Origin of the sequence: Gordonia sp. HS-NH1 (assembly GCF_001418765.1) — a bacterium.
In the GTDB taxonomy this organism is placed as follows: Bacteria; Actinomycetota; Actinomycetes; order Mycobacteriales; family Mycobacteriaceae; genus Gordonia.
Genome location: NZ_LIYC01000014.1, coordinates 83,546 through 100,296 on the forward strand (window position 1 = coordinate 83,546; position 16,751 = coordinate 100,296).

Here is a 16,751-nt window from a genome sequence, read left to right on the forward strand (position 1 = left end):
AGGTGGAACGCGACGACCAGTGGTGGTGCTGCGCCGCGCGATCAGTCATCCAGGGGGTGGGCGAGGTCCTCGAGGGTCTGTCGGAGCTCATCCATGCCGGCCGTCGTGAGTCGGCATGCGGCTCTGATCCGGTCGGAGACGCCGCGGATCTGCGGTTCGAGTTCGCGAGCGCGGCCGGTCAGATCGACCAGGACCCGTCGATCGTCGTGGGGGTCCCGTACTCGGGTGACCATGCCTGCCGCCTCGAGGCGCTTGACCAGCGGGGTGATGGTTCCGGTGTCCATGTCGAGGCGGGTACCGAGTGTTCCCACCGTCTGCGGCGACGAGTCCAACAGGGCCAGGACCGCCAGGTACTGCGGAAACGTCAGACCCATCGGTGCCAGCAACGGCTTGTGAAGGCGGACAACCCGATTCGCCGCGCCGTGTAGCGCGAACGACAGCTGCTCACCGAGCCCGCCCTGGCCAGGGCCGTCCGCCTCGGCTGCTTGGCCCGAAGGGTGCTTTGACATAGTGTGCTAGATACTAGCACGCTAGATAAATGGCGCATTCCACGGTGCCCGTCGCCGGGCGCCCGTCTCACCATCGTCAGCCGGCGCGTGTTGGCTCCGACGGTGCGCGCCCACCGCATAGGGTCGACGGCAGGGCCGCGCCGGCACGGTCGGCCGAACGAGACGAACGGGGAGAATCGTGGGAGTGGTACGGCATCAGGCGAGGATCGACGGGCCGCGCGAGAAGGTGTTCAGCTACGTCGACGGCTATCAGAACGTCAGCGAATACCTCTTCGGCGTCACCCGCTTCGAACCCACGACCGACCAGACGAGCGGACTCGGTGCGACGTTCGCGGTGTCGATGGAGGTGGGGCCCAAGACGCTGAATTCGGTCGTCAAGTGCACCGAATACGTCGAGAACGAGCTGATCACGTTGGAGGCGATCGAGGGATTCGCGGCGAACACCACGTGGCGCTTCGCCGACGCCGACGGCGGTTCGGCCACCGACATGGACGTGGAATTCACCTACACGTTGCCGGGCGGCATGGCGGGCAAACTGCTCGGCAAGGTCGTGGGACCGTTTGCCGCACAGGCGGTCCGGCAGACCGAGACCACCATCGGCAAGAAGGTCCGCGCCACCGGCTGATCTCGCCGGTTCAGCCGGCCTCCACATCGGCGGGCTCGGGTATCCGGTTGGGCAGGTGGCGCGAGAACAGCAACGCCAGGACGAGAAGGCCGAACACGACGAACAAGGCCTGCTGCAGGGCCGCGATCTGCGACTCCGCGTAGACCTGGGACACCGTTTGCGCGGCGTCCGGCGAGCCACCCGCGTCGAGGACGAGGGTTCGGGCCTCGTCGGCGGAGATGATGGGTACGCCTGCATCGTCCACGGCCGCGACCACACGTTGCTGGTCATCGGGTGAGAGGGTCTCGGACTCGCTCACCGCCGACACGAAGCCCGACGAGAGCATGAGCAGGAAGACCGAACCCGCGACCGCGGTGCCGAACGACGAACCCAGGTTCTGGAAGGTGCCCTGCAGGCCCCCGACTTCGGAGGTGTCCTTCTCCTCGACGGCGGACATGTTGACGTTGCCCAGTTGTGAGGCGAGTAATCCGAAGCCCGCGCCCACGACGAACATGCCCGCGGCGAAGGCGGCGCTGCGCAGGTCGGTGCCCACCGAGGCGATGATCAGAAGTGTCCCGAGAGCCATCGTGATCTGCCCGCCGCGCGCGATGAATCGGGCGGATCGTCGTGCGGTGAGCCAGGATCCGAGTATCGAGAAGATGACGAGGCCCACCGAGAGCGGCAGGATCTTCACTCCGGTCTGCAGGGCGTCGCGTCCGAGCATCGTCTGCAGGTACACCGGGACCACGAAGAAGAGCGCGGCGATCGCGAAGTACTGGGCGAGGAAGCCGCCGAGCCCGCTGCGCAGTGCGGCGATCCGGAACAATTCGATGCGCAGCAGCGGTTGCCTGCCGGAGTCGGCGAGGGCACGTTGGCGCAGGACGAACAGCCAGAGGACGACGACCCCGAGCAAGAGCAGGTATGCGACGGGCGAGACACCGAGGGGAGCGATCTCGTTGCCGCCGAACTCAGGTGGGTGCTGCGGCTTCAACCAACCCCACGTCTTCGACTGCAGGACGCCGTAGACGACGAGCGCCAGGCCACCGGCGGATGCCAGGACGCTCAGCGGGTCGATGCGCACGCTCGGGTCACGGGGTACATCACGAATCAGTTTGGCCGCGAACAGGACCGCCACCATCACGACGGTCTCGGCGACGAACACGTAGCGCCACGACAGGTAGGTGGTCATCACCCCGCCGAGCAGCGGGCCGACCGCGGCGGCCAGCCCGGTGACCGCGCCCAGGATCGAGAATGCGGTGACACGCGCCTTGCCGGTGTAGTTGATGGCGGCCAGTGAGGCGATCGCGGGGATGACGAGAACCGCACCCAGCCCCTCGACCAGTGACCAGCCGATCAGCAGAACGGGCAGGTTGGGGCTCAGCGCCGTGGTCAGCGAGCCGATGCCGTAGATGACGGCACCGATCTTGAAAGCTCGTGCCCGGCCCATCAGGTCGCCGAGCTTGCCGCCGGTCAGCATGAAGGCGGCCATCGTCAGCGCGTAGAAGGTAATCGCGGCCTGCATGCCGGTGATCGAGGTCCCGAGGTCGTCGGCCACCACCGAGATCGACACGTTCATCACGGTGCTGTCGAGCACCATGACGAACTGTGAGACAGCCAGGATGATGATCACAGACCATGAGCGCACGGCAGTCTCCTCAGATGTGGTGAGCGCTCTGATCTTTGCAGCTTCGGCCCGTCACTGCGCGGGATTGAGCATCGGCACGAGGAACTGACGCGCCACCGTGGCGAGCTGGGCATCGTCGGTGATGTCGACGACGCGGCTGGGCACGGTCAGGAACGACGCCGACACGCGGACCATCATCTCGGCCACGAGGTCGACGTCGAGCAGGTCGGAGATGTTGCCCGCCAACTGCTCTCGACGCAGCTGTGCGGCGACGAAGTGCTGGACGGTCGCGAGCAGCTTGCCGTCCCCGCCGATCATCGATTCGATGAGCATGCTCGGTTCGGCGTCGTTGATCTCACCGATCAGCGGGTTGCCGGAGATGGCCCGCAACGAGCCGACGAATCCGAGGACCACGCGGTCGGCGACGGTGTCGGCACGGGGGATCTCCGCACGGAAGCGGTCGAAGTAGCGGCGGAACTCGCGCAGCACCACCTGGTCGACGAGCGCGTCCTTGGTGGCGAACTTGCGGTACAGGGTGACTCTGGTGACGCCTGCGCTCTTCGCGACCTTCTCCATCGGAGTGCGTTGGACGCCCAGCCGGCAGAACAGTTCGAAGGCCGCGTCGAGGAGGCGCTCGGCGGTGGGATCGGCCGCCTCCTCCGACGGTGTCGAGGACTCGAGGAATGCGCGCTGGAGAAGTGAGCTCGACAGCGAAGTGCCGGACGGCTGCGTGGTCACCTGGTCACCCCCTTCTACTCATGATGACGGCATGAGCTTCCATGATCGCAAAATCGGCGAAACAGGTGTGTCCTGGACCACCTGGTGGTAACAATGATACAAGGATACGTTGTTTGTCACATTGATACATGGAAGTGATGGGACGGGGTCATGGAAGATCTGAACAGACGAAATCTGATACGCGCCGGAGGTGCCGTCGGTGCTGCCGGAGCGGTGGCGGCGCTCTCGCAGACGACGCCGTGGACGTGGTCACCGGCGAATTCGGTGCCCGGTCGCGGTCGTGGTGCGGATCCTCGCCAGGTGTGGGACGACGAGGCGGATCCGGTGGTCGCCAAGGTCATCGACAGTGGGCAGGTGCACAACGTCAACCGACTGCTGCGCACGTGGCATCGCAACTCGCAGCCACTGCCGGCCGGCCTGCCCTCGGAACTGCGCGACTTCATGGAGCACGCGCGGCAGCTGCCGTCGTGGACGGATCAGGCCAAGCTGGCCGACGCTGTTCGTTTCAACCAGAAGCGCGGAACATACCTCGGTGTCCTGTACGGCTTCGCCAGCGGCATGATGAGCACCGTCATCCCACGTGAGGCCCGTGCGGTCTACTACTCGAAAGGTGGGTGGGACCTCAAGGACCGCATCACCAAGACCGCGAAGCTCGGTTACGACATCGGATCGCTCAACGCCTACCAACCCGGCGGCGAGATGGTCGTGACGTGCGTCAAGACACGTCTGGCCCACGCGGGAGTGCGGCACCTCCTGCCGCAGTCGCCCCACTGGGTGCACGGGGCGACGGAGAAGAAGCCGATCAGCCAGGCCGACATCATGGTCACCTGGCACAGCCTGCCGACGACGGTCATGCGCAACTTCGACAAGTGGAACGTCCCCATCGCCGCCGACGAATCCGCCGGATTCCTGCACTCGTGGCAGATCACCGCTCGCCTGTTGGGCGTCTCGGACGAGTACATCCCGGCGTCATGGGCCGCCGCCGACTCGCAGGCGCAACAGGTGCTCGATCCGATCCTGGCGCCGACCCCCGAGGGTCGCAAGCTCGCGGACATGCTGCTCGATCTCGGCATGAACCTCGATCTCTCGCTGATCTCGCGCGGCGTCCTGGGAGCCCTCACGAGGTTCGTGCTCGGCGACCAGGTGGCGAACTGGTACCAGATCCCGCGCGAGCCCGTGTGGAGCCCGCTGCTCGAGACGGCATGGGGTCCGTACGTGCAGATCCGCGAAGGCCTGCTCAACGTCGGCATGCCACGCGAGGCGTACTGGCTGTTCGACGAGTTCCTCCGCCAGTTCGTCCTCTTCTACATGTCCGAACTGCGGATGCCGATCAACATCGAGATCCCGGTGATCAACAACCCGAAGTACAAGTAGCCCACACCTAGTCGGCGGACACCTTCTCAGCCCCCGCCGGCTCTCCGACTTCCACCGCCCGGTCCTGCTCCTTCTTGTTCCGCTTCGGCAACAGGGGGATGCGGGGCCGGGCGGTCAGCCATTTGCTGAACGGCAGGCGCAGGAGGAGGTCGACCAGCGCCAGTGATGCCGCGAGCACCAGGGCGATCAAGATGATCGAGCGCAGGACCGCCGAATGCGGGAACCAGTCGAAGAGTCCGCTGAGGAATCCGACGCGGCCCAGGATGTCGAGGATCAGCGGGTGAACCGCGAAGACACCGAACGCGCGCAAGGTGGCCTGCGACACCAGCCGTCCGCCGGCCGGTCGGCCGGCGGCGCGTCGGTCGTCCCAGACCAGGCCGATCAGCCACAACAGGGCGAAGCCGCCGATGTACCAGGGCAGCGATACCGGGTTCCAGGCCGTGTTGGCCTTCCACGGCACATTGCCCGGCGACGTGGCCAGCAGGTAGCCCGCGACGCTGAACGCCGCGCAGCCCGCCGCGACCAGAACGACGGTGGCCATGTGCTCGCGGAGCCAGCGGTCGACGGCCTCGCGGTGCTGCGCGGCCAGTACGCCCATCGCGACGAAGAGCGCATACATCGGGAGCGTCTTCCACATGTGCTGGTAGGCGACGTCCCACGCGTGGCCGGAAGGTCTCGGGAGGTACTGGTAGACGACGAACACCAGGAGCTGGATCGCGGTCCCGCCGGCCAGCAACAACCACGGGCGGTTGCGGCCGCGCTCGAAGATCCAGGAGATCAGCGGGAAGAACAGGTAGATCTGCATCGAGATCAGCAGGAAGTACAGCTGATACTTGCCCTCGCCCACGAGGAGGTCGTGCGCGAGCCGGGGCAGCATCTCACGGGCGGGTGGGAACGGGTTGTCCGCGAGGATGAGGTGATCGGTGACCGTGTAGATCAGCGTCCAGGCGAGGTAGGGGCCGACCACCAGCCCGAAGCGGCGCCGCCAGAACTGCCACGGCGACATCTCCCGGCCCTGCATGCTCAGCACGAGGACATACAGCGTCACCGCCACGAAGCCGTATCGCGTCAGGTGGCACAGGGTGCCCACCAGATTCGCCCCGCGGATCTCGTCGACCCCGCCGTTGATGGCGTTGACGCTGTGTGCGACGACCACGAACGTGAACAGCACGACTCGGACGAAATCGGCGGTGTGCGCTCGTCCACGCGGCTTGGTCGCAGCCGGGGGAGGGCCCGACTCGGCGGGACGGGGTGCGGCGGCGGGGCCCGGCGTCTCGGCAGCGGTGGCTGTGGTCTCGTCGTCGTCGGCGGTGCGCGCCGATCCTGATGCCGCGTGCACCAACGAAAAGACCTCCCCGGGTGAAACGGTGGAACGTATGCGGTAAGCAGTGTACGGACAGGAACGGGCATCAACCCCAGCGCCGGGGTGTCTCGAGTGGCGACGATCACAGGCAGCAATGTCCGGTTCTCGATCCGACCCCCCGATGCTCGCCTTTGGTTCTGCCACCGACGTCACAAGCCATCGGGGATGTCCCGCCGACTGCCGATGCCGAGCTTCCGGAATCCGCGCGCCACGTGGTTGCGCACCGTCGTGGGGGCAAGGCCGAGTTCGGCGGCTATCTCCGCTGCCGTGCGGCGTCGGGCGTACAGACGCAAGATCTCGAGTTCGCGACCGGTCAGGCCGGCGGCCGACGGTTCCGGACTTCTCGCTTCGCGTAGCTGTCGCACGATCCGCTCGCGGACCGCGGCGGGGGTGGCCGTGCGGAAAGGGTTGTCGTCCCCAGACACCAGCGCGGCGACCACCGACAGCGACAGATCGTCCGCCACGGAGTGTCGCGCGATCCGGTCGTATCCGGTCGCGATGCACGCGGCGGCAGCCTCGGCCCGTCCACGATCCCACTCGATGAGTGCGCGGGCCGCGTCGCCGTGATGGTCGCCGATCACCGCGGCCGAGGGCAAGCGCTCGGCGTCGGCCAGCATGACGCCGGCGCCGTCGAGGTCACCCGAAGCGGCGAGGGTTATCGCCAGCCAGTGCTTGGCGATACGTTCGTCGCTGCGGTGTCCGCTTCGGGCGAGAAGCTCGGCCGCGCGGGTGCCCGACGTCGCGGCCGCGTCGAAATCGGCCGCGCGAAAATGGATCTCGGAACGGATGGTCGCCAGCCATGCACGCATCCGCAGGTCGCCCAGCGGCGTCGTCGACGCGGCGAGTCCGAGTTCGCGCTTCGCGGCCCCCGGATCGTCCTTCGAGAGCAGTGCGCGGGCCCGCATCGCGTGAAGTTGCGCGACCGACAACCCTTCGTCCTCTGCTCGGTCGGAGTCCGGGAGGAGGGCGCCGATGTTCGGGTCCGCTGCCAGGTCAGAAGCGAGGAACCACGTCGCCCACGCGGCGCCGCGAACGATCGGGTCGTCGTTGTCCTGCAACACACGCCAGGGTGTCTCGGCGTCGGGCCGGCCTGTGTACGTGTCGATCAGGGCTTCGACAACTCGTCCGAGCGGTTGGTGCGGTCCCGGGATCGTTCGTAGCTCCTGCCGCGCGGCGTCGGGGTCGGCGCCCTTCAGGAAGGTCGAGACAGCCGCAGCGACGGCGATCGCGGGTGTGTCGAACGGTAGCTGGGCTCGCACTTGCGCGAGCCGGGAAGTGATCTCAGGGCTGGATCGAGTGCCCAGCGCGAGAGCTCGGGCCCAGGCGAACCCGGCCTCGGCGCTCGGATCCGACTTCCAGGCGGTGGCGGCGAACCGTTCGGCGGAGTCGGGATCACCAGACCGCAGGTGAAAAGCGCCGGCGGCCAGCAGGTCGGCGGTGCTCACCGGTTGTCCGAGGTCGAGGCCCCACGACGCGCGCATCACGGGCGTCGTCGCGGCCGCGTGGAGTAGTTCGGCCAGCCGGCGACGACGCGCGGGGGTCATCGACCGCTCGACCGCAGCGGCGACCAGTGCGGACGCGGCCCGGGCGCCGGTCGCGTCGGTGGTCACGAACTCGTGATCCTCCAGGGTGACGATCGCCTCGTGACTGCCGAGTCGGGCGACGCATTCCCAATCGAGCATTCCGGCGACCACGACGAGCGCGAGAGCCTCCGAGCACTCTCGGGGTAGACCGGACAGTCGGCGCCGAACGGTTTCGGCGATTCCGTCCCCGGGGTCGTCCGCGCGTGCGAGCGAACAGATCAGCTCCGGGTTTCCGCCCGCTTGACCGACGCCGGCTCGTGCGCCGACGAGGTGACCCAGCACGGCCGATGCCGCGTCGTCCAGCGGCCCGAGCGTGAACCCGGCCCACCGGTTCGTCCGCAGGAGTTTGGTGATCGATTCCGGCACAGCGTTTTCTGTGATGGCGGCACCGAGCAGTCGGGTCGGTCCCAGGTCGGTCAGCGCCATCAGGAACTCCAGGACGGCCGGGTCTGCGCGATGGATGTCGTCGACGACCACGAGGGTCGGGAGGTCTCCTCCTGCGGTCAGGGCATGCCGGAGGGCATCGACGGGGTCCTCGGCACCGAAGCGGGCGTGCAGCGCGGGGAGTGACGACGGGAGGGTCACGACCTCGCGGCGCCACGAGCGTCGACCGGAGTCAGGAGAGGACAGTTCCGCGAGAAGTCGGGACTTGCCGACACCGAACGGCCCGGTGACCAACACCCCGTCGTGGGTGTCGAGCATCCGGGTGAGCTCGTGGACTTCGGCATCGCGGCCGACGAACGGTGGTGGAACGTGGCCGGGCCCGGACAGGCCGGTGAGGCAGATGCCGGCGGGGGTCCGGCGGAGACAGTCCGCGGGGAGGTGGCGGCGCAGACGGCTGAGGACGGTCCGCACTGCGGCGTCCGGGTGCTCCGGCATGTCCAGAGGCCAGATCCCGGCGGCGAGGTCCTCGGGGCTCAGCCCGGTGTGGCGGTGTCGGAGCAGCAGCGTGAGGGCGCGTTGTGCGGTGGGGCGCATCGGGATCGGGTGACCGTCGGCGTCGAGCAGCGCCACAAAGGAGTGGTTGTGTACGCCACCGCTCGACGATCGGTGATCATGGTCGGGGCTCACCTCCGGTGGCGTTTCCATGACTGATTTCCGGTTGATCAATCATTGATCATGACTCGTGGTCCGGTGTGCTCGAGGGTGATCACATGCAAAACATGGCGATACTCATGATCTGTGCAGCGCTCTGTTCACTCGGCTGCATTCTCGGAGCCGGGCTGGCCCTCACCTGGAACAGCGGGCCGTCGGCGATCGCCGCGGGGGTGTGCGCCGTCGTGGCAGGGGGTGTGGCCGTCGTGCTGGTGGGGCGGGTGCGCGCGCAGAATCGGCGGCAGGGGACCAACTACACGATCTTCACCATCTGAGGCACGTCGTCGACGGCGGATGCCGCTCGCGTAGACTCCGGCTGTCGGGAGCCGCGCCGACAAGCCTTGCGCGGCGCGCCTTCGTAGCTCAGGGGATAGAGCAACCCTCTCCTAAAGGGTAGGTCGTAGGTTCGAATCCTACCGAGGGCACCAACCAGGCCGGTTTCGCAGCTCGTGGCCGCGCGGGGCGCGGTCTCGGCTATGTCTCCGCAGCAGCGGACTTCGCGAACCGCCGGCGGTAGACCAGCGGCGAGACACCGACGCTCGCGGCGAAGTGGTGACGCAGCAGCGTCGCCGACGTGAAACCGACCCGCCGCGCCACCTCGTCGACGCTCGCGGTGGTCGACTCCAGCAGGTTCTTCGCCGACAGCACGCGCTGCTCGGTCAGCCAGCGGCGAGGCGAGATCCCGACCTCGTCGACGAACCGTCGCGCGAAGGTCCGTCCCGACATGTGCATGCGGGTCGCCATGTCGTCGATGCTGATGTCTCGGTCGAGGTTCGCCGTCATCCAGGCGAGCAGCGTGCCGAACCCCTCGTCGGTGCATGCCGGTACGGGTGCCTCGACGAACTGACGCTGACCGCCGTCGCGGTGCGGTGGCACGACCATCCGCCGCGCGATCCGGTTGGCGACGGCCGGTCCCCAGGCCTCCCGGACCAGGTGCAGCGATGCGTCTATCCCCGCGGCGGTGCCCGCGCTCGTGGTGACGGGGCCGTCGTCGACGAAGAGGACGTCGGTGTCGACCTGGGCGCGCGGGAACATGCGCGCGAGGTCGGTGCCGTAACGCCAGTGGGTCGTGCACCGGCGGTCGTCGAGGAGGCCGGCCGCACCCGCGACGAAGGCGCCCGAACAGACGGTGAGCACTCGGCCGCCGCCGTCGACGACCGTGCGGATGGTGTCCAGGATCTCGTCGGGGTAGTTGCCGCTGATGCTTCCCCCGGGGATCACGACCAGATCGACGTCACGGCACTCGGCGAGGGTGTGCGACACCTGGAGCGAGACCCCGTGGCCCACGCCGAGTGACGATCCCGGTTCCGGCGACGCGACCCGGAAATCGAAGGCCGGGACGCCGTCGTCGGTGCGATCGAGGCCGAACACCTCGTGGACGACACCGAACTCGAACAGTGCGACGCGTCCGTAGAGGAGGACGCCGACGGATTTCAACACCAACCCAGTATGGCAGATAATTTGCGAACAATGGCTTTGCTGCCACTGTTGGCGGGAACATAGTGGGCGCAGGATAACTGCCATGACACTCATCTTTGTTCTCGCACTCGTCGTCATCGCTTCGGTCGCCGGCACCGCCGGGGTGCTGACTCTCACCGCGCGTCGGACCCCGGCCGGCCAGCGGACGCCGGGCCAGCGGATCGCCGACTGGTTCACCCGCGATTCCAGGCGCCCCTACGGCCCCGACTCCGAGCGGGTGGCCGCGGAACTCAGCATCCTCACCCGCCGGTACGACAAGCTCGTCTGACGCCTCGGCCGTTGCGCTACCGTTGCGGTCGTGAGTTCACAGACTGTCCTCGTGACCGGCGCGACCAGTGGCATCGGTGCCGAGGTCGCTCGTCAGTTCGTCGCACGGGGGCATCGGGTCTACGGCACCACCCGCAACCCGGACGCCGTGCGCAACCCATTGCCGGGCGTCACCTATGTCCGTCTCGACAACGCCGACTACGACTCCGCCGAGTCGTGCGCGGCCCTGGTCGGCGAGGTCGACATCCTGGTCAACAACGCCGGCGAGTCCCAGGCCGGGTCGCTCGAGGACACCCCGATGTCGGCGGTCGAGGATCTGTTCCGCGTCAACGTCTTCGGGCCGATCGCACTGACCAAGGCGGTGTTGCCCGGGATGCGCAGGCGGCGTCGTGGCACGGTCGTCATGGTGGGGTCGATGTTGTCCAGCTTCCCCGTCGCCTTCCGGTCCAACTACGCGGCCACGAAGTCGGCGCTCAAGGCGTTCGCCCTCGCGTCGCGACGTGAGCTGGCGCCGTACGGGATACGGATGATCAGTGTCGAGCCGGGCACGATCGCCACCGGCATCGGAGACCGTCGGAGCATCTTCATCGGTGACGACTCGCCGTACCGGGCCGAATACGAGACGCTCGCCGCCGCGACCAGGCGCAACGAGGATGCGGGCATCAGCGCGCAGAGCATGGCCACCCAGATCGTCGACGCCGCTCTTGCCGAACACCCGAAGCCGTTCTATGCCAAGGGTAATCAGGCCGGCGTGGTCTTCCTGCTCCGGCGGCTCGCGCCGAGGCAGCTCATCCTGGACATGACCGCCCGGAAGCACGGGCTTCCGAAGGTGAAGATCTGACCGTGCGAATCACGCTGCGCGTCATCGGGATCGGACCCGGTGGGCCACGTCAGATCACGCTGCAGGCCATCGATGCGATGGCCGACGTGGACACCTTCCTCACCCTCGAGAAGGGCACTGCGAAGAGCGGTCTGCTCGACGCCCGTCGCGCGATCCTCACCGAGCATGCGCGGCAGGGCCATTCGCTGGTGGAGATTCCCGATCCGCCGCGCGACCGTGAGCCGGCGGACTACGACGCGGAGGTCCGGCGCTGGCATGCCGCGCGTGCCGATCTGATCGCCACCGCGCTGCGCGACGAGGTCGGCGACGGCGGTGTGGCCGCCATCCTCGTCTGGGGCGACCCCGCACTCTACGACAGCACGCTGCGAATCGTCGACGATCTCGCCGCCCGTGACGATCTCGACCTCGTCGTCGAGGTCATTCCGGGTGTGACCAGCGCCAGCGCACTCACCGCGGCGCACGGCATCGTGGCCAACCGCGTCGGCGAACCTATCCACACGACCACCGGCCGACGCCTCGCCGACACTCCTGCGGGTGCCGACGCCAACCAGATCGTGATGCTCGACGCCGACCTCAGTTTCCGGCACACCGCCGACCCGGACGATCACATCTGGTGGGGCGCTTATGTGGGCACCGACGACGAGATCCTGATCAGCGGCAGAGTCGGCGAGGTCACGGACCGGATCGTCCGAGAGCGCGCCGCGGCCCGGGAACGGATCGGCTGGATCATGGACATCTATCTGCTGCGCAAGGCGCACTGAGGAGTCTGACCCCGCTCATCGAGGTGGACACCCTCCGCACCTGTCCGCCAGATGCCGCACTTCGTTGCGCTGGACGCCACGACACGCGACATCTGCATATGTCGAAGGCTCACAGGCGTTCGCGGGCAACGAGTTCGACGGTGACGAGCATGGCGATGGAACTGACGGTCAGCAGCGCCACCAGTACGAACAGCTGCATCGCCGCGGCGGCCCACACCGAGGCCCCGCCGAGGACCATGCCCACGAATGCACCGGGAATGGTGACGATCCCCACCGACTTGGTCTGGTCGAGTCCGGGGATGAGGGCGCTCGCAGCGGCGGGCCCGCAGATCTCCATGCGCGCGTCCCGCGAGAGCAGACCCAGCGACAACGCCGCGTCCACCTCGCCGCGCCGAACCCGCAACTCGTCGTGCGCTCGGCGCCCGGCGAGCGAGGTGGTCACCATCGCACCGCCGATCAGGATTCCGGCCGTCGGGATCACGGCGATCCCGCGGGCGGGAAGCACTCCGATGACGAGGAGTGCGGTGACGATGACGATCGTCGGAACCGCAACGGGACCCGCACACCACGCGATCCCGACGAGGCCGGAGCGGTCCGGGTTCACGCGCCGGGCCGACGTCCACGCTGCCGCCGACGCCATGAGCAGAACGAACAGGGCGGATGCCCACAGATGGGGGATGACCGCCGCCAGCACCGCGGCCAGCGCGGCGAGTTGTGCGACGGCACGTAGCACCGCCACCATCGTCTCGGTGGCCAGGCCGGACCGGCGGTTGACCACCACCGCGGCCACCGCCAGCAGTACGACGACGACAATCAGCGCCGGACCGATCTGTACGACCGCGTCGCCGACTCCGTTCACGGTCTCCAGGTCACCAGATCTGCTGCAACGCGGCGAGCATCTCGTCGCGGATCTCGCTGCGGCAGATGACGAAGTCCGGCATGTACGGATGCCGGTTGTTGTAGACGATCTCCGACCCGTCGAGGCGACTGCAGTGCAGGCCGGCCGCCAGCGCGACCCCCACCGGCGCCGCGTTGTCCCACTCGTATTGGCCGCCGGCGTGGACGTAGGCGTCGGCATCGCCGCGGACGACGGCCATCGCCTTGGCCCCGGCCGAACCGACCGGCACCATCTGCAGACCCAGACGGTTCGCCACGTAGCTGGTCTCGTAGGAGCCACCCCACCGGGAGGTGACCAGGCGGCGGGTCAGCTCGCCCGCGGTCCGTGCGACCGTGTCCGAACGAAACAGTTCACCCGTCGCGGGCAGGGACACCGACGCCTCGGTGACGATCCCGCTCTCGGTCAGGGCCACGTGTACGGCCCAGTCCGCTGAACCCGCGGCGAATTCCCTTGTGCCGTCCAAGGGGTCGATGATCCACACCCGAGCCGCGGTGGCCCGGTCGCCGACGTCGGCCGCTTCCTCGGACAGCACCGCATCGCGTGGCCGGTGTTTGCGCAGCACCGTCGAGATCCACGCCTGCGCAAGCGCATCGCCCACGTCGCCGAGCATCGCCCCGCCGAGCAGATCACCGGACCGGATTCCGAGAAGTACCTCTCCGGCTCCCTGCGCGATCCGGGCAGCCAGTTCGGCGTCGGAAAGTCGGGAGTTCATCCCACAACTAGAGCACACTGGTGGCATGCCTGAGCTTCCAGAGGTGGCCGCGATCGCCGACTACGTCGACGGCCGTGCGGCCGGACTCCCGATCCGACGGGTCGACGTCGCGTCGCTGTCGGTGCTGAAGACCGCCGACCCGCCCTACACGGCGCTGATGGACCGGATCGTCGAATCCGTCGGACGTGTGGGGAAGTACCTGGTCATCCGTACCATTCCGGGTTCGGCGGCCACCGCGTCAGAGCCGTTGCTGCAGCTGGTCATCCATCTGTCGCGGGCGGGGTGGGTGCGATGGAGCGAGGACCTGTCGCCCAAGCCCCTGCGTCCGGGCGGGAAGAGCCCGATCGCCCTGCGCGTGCACTGCGGGTTGCCCGGTGAGGGCTTCGACGTCACCGAGGCCGGCACCCAGAAGCGGCTCGCCGTGTGGCTGGTCCGTGAGCTCACCGAGGTCGAACGGATCGCGGGTCTGGGACCCGACGCGCTCGAACTGACGGCCGAACAGTTCGCGGAGATCCTGTCCGGGACGACCGGCCGGATCAAGAACGTACTCACCGACCAGCACACCATCGCCGGGATCGGCAACGCGTATTCCGACGAGATCCTGCACACCGCGCGCCTGTCGCCCTTCGCGTCGTCGAAGACGCTGAAGCCCGACCAGGTCGCCACGCTCTACGACGCCATGCGCGGCGTTCTCACCGATGCCACCGGACGACTGGAAGGCCAGGCAGTGGCGCGGTTGAAGTCCGAGAAACGCACCGGTCTGCGCGTGCACGCCCGCACCGGCCTGCCGTGTCCGGTGTGCGGCGACACCGTCCGCGAGGTGTCTTTCGCGGATCGGTCCTTCCAGTACTGCGCCACGTGTCAGACGGGTGGGAAGGTGCTGGCTGATCGGCGGATGTCCCGGTTGCTGAAGTAGGTGTCCGGCCGGCCGGGAGCCCGGAACTTACCGGCCGGTAGCCTGGACGTCGTGACGACACGGCAGAGAATTCTCATCACGGGGGCCAGTTCGGGACTCGGGGAGGGCATGGCCCGACGCTTCGCCGCGCAGGGGCGTTCGCTCGCGCTCGCGGCGCGCCGGCGCGAGAAGCTGGAGGCGCTGGCCGAGGAGTTGCGGCCCTCCGCCGAGCGTGTCGAGGTCGCGACGCTCGACGTCACCGATGTGGAGGCCGTTCCCGAGGTGTTCCGCAGACTCGCCGACGGTCTGGGCGGTCTCGACCGGGTCGTCGTCAACGCCGGACTCGGCAAGGGGGCACCCCTCGGTACCGGTAAGGCCGCGGCGAACATCGAGACGGTGCAGACCAATCTGGTCGGCGCGCTGGCCCAGGCCGAGGCCGCGCTCGAGATCTTCCGTGCGCAGAACGCGGGGCATCTGGTGCTGGTCAGCTCCATCTCGGGCGTCCGCGGTATGCCCAAGGCCCAGGCCGCGTACTCGGCGTCGAAAGCCGGACTGACAGCGCTGGGGCAGGGACTCCAGGCCGAGTTCGCCTCGTCGCCCATCACCGTGTCGATCGTCGCGCCGGGCTACATCGAGACCGACATCAACCGGGGAGTGAAGACCTCCCTGATGGTCGACACGGACAAGGGCGTCGACGCCCTGGTCAAGGCGATCGAGGCGGAGAAGGACTGGGCGCCGGTGCCGGCATGGCCGTGGACGCCGATCGCGGCGGCGCTGAAGTTCCTGCCGGCGTCGATCAGTCGACGACTCGTCTGAGCTGTTCCGCGTGTCTGCCGGAACTCATTCACGCAGTAGACCTTTGACGTGCAGGCGCCCGTGACGGGTTAGCGTGGCGGAATGCTGCGCAATCGGTGGCGGCCCTGGTGGGCCGGAGTCGCCGCCGTACTCGGACTCGCCGGGCTGCTCGCTTGCGGGACACCGGCACCGACCGAACGGGTCCCCGTCTCCTCGACGGCGGATTCGTCGTCCCCGTCGCAGCCGACGAAGGTCCTCACGACCGGCCCACGCCGCGACATCGAGCCGGTCGCCGCGCGGTTCCCGGCTCTGGCCGATTCGACTGTCGACGGCTGGGCGGCGGGCACTCTCGGGGATGCCTCGACCGGTCGCGTCCCCGGGCCGAGCACCTACTGGTTCGACGCCGTGGTCACGGCCGGTGCCGATCAGGTCGCCGAGTGGGTACAGGAGTACGACGCGACGCCCGTCGCCCATCCCGACCCGCCGGTGAGCGAGTTGCACGATCTCGTCCCGGCCGGCGAGCTGCTCGGCAGCCCGGAACTCGACCGGGCCTTCTCGTCCACGCAGTGGCGGGCGAGGGTCTATCTTTCTCCAACGTCGGGGCGCGTGGTCGTCCTCGGCATCGACGACTGACCTGCGTAAGGTGGCCGTCGTGGCGAACAAGCACGGACAAGTGGTGGCGTCGGGCGCGTTTCAGGTGTTCGGCGCGCGGCAGCGGGAGCAGGTCGGCGAGCTGCTCGGCGAGATCTTCGACCGGACGGACATCGCGGCCATGGGCTCCGACTGGCGGGGCATCGTCTACTTCACCCTCACCGACGACGAGTCGACCTCCGCCGACACGGTTCTCGGCTTCGACCCGTCGAGCGGGACATCGGGCGAGCTGGCCACCCTCGACGAGGTGTCCGAGGCCATCCGCACCGGCGAAGTCGCCGAGGCCGTCGACGTGGCGAGCTTCGACGCCTGGCGGGCGGCAACCGCGACCCGGGCACTGGACATGGGTGCCTGCGTGCCACCGGCCCTGTACGAGTTCCTCGGCCGAGATCCCGCCGAACGTGACGTGGAGCCAACGGATCTCGTGACCTACGTGGCTACCGCGGCCGCGATCATGGGACGCATCCAGTCTCTCGGCGTCGAGCCCGGGGACGAGATCCCCGACGAGGTCTTCGACGAGGACTACTGGAAGTGATTTTGCCGGTTGAGCTTGTCGAAACCC

18 protein-coding genes and 1 tRNA gene are annotated in these 16,751 nt (G+C 68.1%); 11 read left to right on the top strand and 8 right to left on the bottom strand.

What is annotated here, in order from left to right:
- Nucleotides 1-41: 41 nt before the first annotated feature.
- On the bottom strand, nt 42-509 hold the full coding sequence (locus tag AMD30_RS12200) for a MarR family winged helix-turn-helix transcriptional regulator (RefSeq protein WP_084817252.1): 468 nt from the start codon (nt 507-509) through the stop codon (nt 42-44).
- Nucleotides 510-687: 178 nt separating this feature from the next.
- Between AMD30_RS12200 and AMD30_RS12205 the strand changes: the two genes are divergently transcribed.
- Nucleotides 688-1,134 (top strand): SRPBCC family protein, encoded by a 447-nt coding sequence (locus AMD30_RS12205; protein WP_035717809.1) that lies wholly within the window; start codon nt 688-690, stop codon nt 1,132-1,134.
- A 10-nt stretch (nt 1,135-1,144) separates the two neighbouring features.
- On the opposite strand, the gene AMD30_RS12210 is transcribed toward AMD30_RS12205, so the two are convergent.
- Both AMD30_RS12210 and AMD30_RS12215 read right to left on the bottom strand, forming a co-directional pair.
- A complete protein-coding gene (locus AMD30_RS12210) occupies nt 1,145-2,758 on the bottom strand; it encodes an MFS transporter (RefSeq protein ID WP_055475821.1) in 1,614 nt (537 codons plus the stop codon).
- A 51-nt stretch (nt 2,759-2,809) separates the two neighbouring features.
- A complete protein-coding gene (locus AMD30_RS12215) occupies nt 2,810-3,475 on the bottom strand; it encodes a TetR/AcrR family transcriptional regulator (RefSeq protein WP_055475822.1) in 666 nt (221 codons plus the stop codon).
- A gap of 150 nt (nt 3,476-3,625) precedes the next feature.
- Here AMD30_RS12215 and AMD30_RS12220 point away from each other — a divergent pair, with 150 nt between their 5' ends.
- Complete coding sequence (locus AMD30_RS12220; protein WP_055475823.1) at nt 3,626-4,849, top strand: oxygenase MpaB family protein; 1,224 nt, start codon at nt 3,626-3,628, stop codon at nt 4,847-4,849.
- A 7-nt stretch (nt 4,850-4,856) separates the two neighbouring features.
- On the opposite strand, the gene AMD30_RS12225 is transcribed toward AMD30_RS12220, so the two are convergent.
- Nucleotides 4,857-6,188 carry an acyltransferase gene (locus AMD30_RS12225; protein WP_055475824.1) on the bottom strand — a complete coding sequence of 444 codons (1,332 nt, stop codon included), beginning with the start codon at nt 6,186-6,188 and terminating at the stop codon, nt 4,857-4,859.
- 173 nt (nt 6,189-6,361) lie between these two features.
- Nucleotides 6,362-8,884 (bottom strand): LuxR C-terminal-related transcriptional regulator, encoded by a 2,523-nt coding sequence (locus tag AMD30_RS12230; protein WP_231632698.1) that lies wholly within the window; start codon nt 8,882-8,884, stop codon nt 6,362-6,364.
- A gap of 74 nt (nt 8,885-8,958) precedes the next feature.
- Here AMD30_RS12230 and AMD30_RS12235 point away from each other — a divergent pair, with 74 nt between their 5' ends.
- Together AMD30_RS12235 and AMD30_RS12240 are read left to right on the top strand one after the other, a co-directional pair.
- On the top strand, nt 8,959-9,165 hold the full coding sequence (locus tag AMD30_RS12235; RefSeq protein WP_152467788.1) for a hypothetical protein: 207 nt from the start codon (nt 8,959-8,961) through the stop codon (nt 9,163-9,165).
- 77 nt (nt 9,166-9,242) lie between these two features.
- A tRNA-Arg gene (locus AMD30_RS12240) sits at nt 9,243-9,318 on the top strand.
- Nucleotides 9,319-9,364: 46 nt separating this feature from the next.
- Here the strand turns inward: AMD30_RS12240 and AMD30_RS12245 are convergent.
- Complete coding sequence (locus tag AMD30_RS12245) at nt 9,365-10,330, bottom strand: GlxA family transcriptional regulator (RefSeq protein WP_010843593.1); 966 nt, start codon at nt 10,328-10,330, stop codon at nt 9,365-9,367.
- Between the two features lie 82 nt (nt 10,331-10,412).
- Between AMD30_RS12245 and AMD30_RS12250 the strand changes: the two genes are divergently transcribed.
- Genes AMD30_RS12250 through cobF form a run of 3 tightly spaced genes read left to right on the top strand, consistent with a single transcriptional unit; the run spans nt 10,413 to nt 12,238 of the window.
- Nucleotides 10,413-10,637: a hypothetical protein gene (locus AMD30_RS12250; protein WP_010843594.1), complete on the top strand. Its 225-nt coding sequence runs from the start codon at nt 10,413-10,415 to the stop codon at nt 10,635-10,637.
- 30 nt (nt 10,638-10,667) lie between these two features.
- Complete coding sequence (locus AMD30_RS12255; RefSeq protein WP_055475826.1) at nt 10,668-11,477, top strand: SDR family oxidoreductase; 810 nt, start codon at nt 10,668-10,670, stop codon at nt 11,475-11,477.
- 2 nt (nt 11,478-11,479) lie between these two features.
- A complete protein-coding gene (gene cobF, locus AMD30_RS12260; protein WP_010843596.1) occupies nt 11,480-12,238 on the top strand; it encodes a precorrin-6A synthase (deacetylating) in 759 nt (252 codons plus the stop codon).
- A gap of 109 nt (nt 12,239-12,347) precedes the next feature.
- Here cobF and AMD30_RS12265 read toward each other — a convergent pair whose 3' ends face one another.
- Nucleotides 12,348-13,097, bottom strand: a complete 750-nt coding sequence (locus tag AMD30_RS12265) for an ABC transporter permease (protein ID WP_010843597.1) — start codon at nt 13,095-13,097, stop codon at nt 12,348-12,350.
- Between the two features lie 10 nt (nt 13,098-13,107).
- Nucleotides 13,108-13,848 carry a 3'(2'),5'-bisphosphate nucleotidase CysQ gene (locus AMD30_RS12270; protein ID WP_010843598.1) on the bottom strand — a complete coding sequence of 247 codons (741 nt, stop codon included), beginning with the start codon at nt 13,846-13,848 and terminating at the stop codon, nt 13,108-13,110.
- Between the two features lie 25 nt (nt 13,849-13,873).
- Between AMD30_RS12270 and AMD30_RS12275 the strand changes: the two genes are divergently transcribed.
- From AMD30_RS12275 to AMD30_RS12290, 4 genes are all read left to right on the top strand, one after another.
- The gene (locus tag AMD30_RS12275; protein ID WP_010843599.1) at nt 13,874-14,764 is read left to right on the top strand and encodes a DNA-formamidopyrimidine glycosylase family protein; all 891 of its coding nucleotides are present in this window, start codon (nt 13,874-13,876) and stop codon (nt 14,762-14,764) included.
- A gap of 51 nt (nt 14,765-14,815) precedes the next feature.
- The gene (locus AMD30_RS12280; protein ID WP_035717829.1) at nt 14,816-15,559 is read left to right on the top strand and encodes an SDR family oxidoreductase; all 744 of its coding nucleotides are present in this window, start codon (nt 14,816-14,818) and stop codon (nt 15,557-15,559) included.
- A gap of 81 nt (nt 15,560-15,640) precedes the next feature.
- Nucleotides 15,641-16,171, top strand: a complete 531-nt coding sequence (locus AMD30_RS12285; RefSeq protein ID WP_055475827.1) for a hypothetical protein — start codon at nt 15,641-15,643, stop codon at nt 16,169-16,171.
- A gap of 19 nt (nt 16,172-16,190) precedes the next feature.
- On the top strand, nt 16,191-16,724 hold the full coding sequence (locus AMD30_RS12290) for a hypothetical protein (protein WP_055475843.1): 534 nt from the start codon (nt 16,191-16,193) through the stop codon (nt 16,722-16,724).
- Nucleotides 16,725-16,751 lie beyond the last annotated feature (27 nt).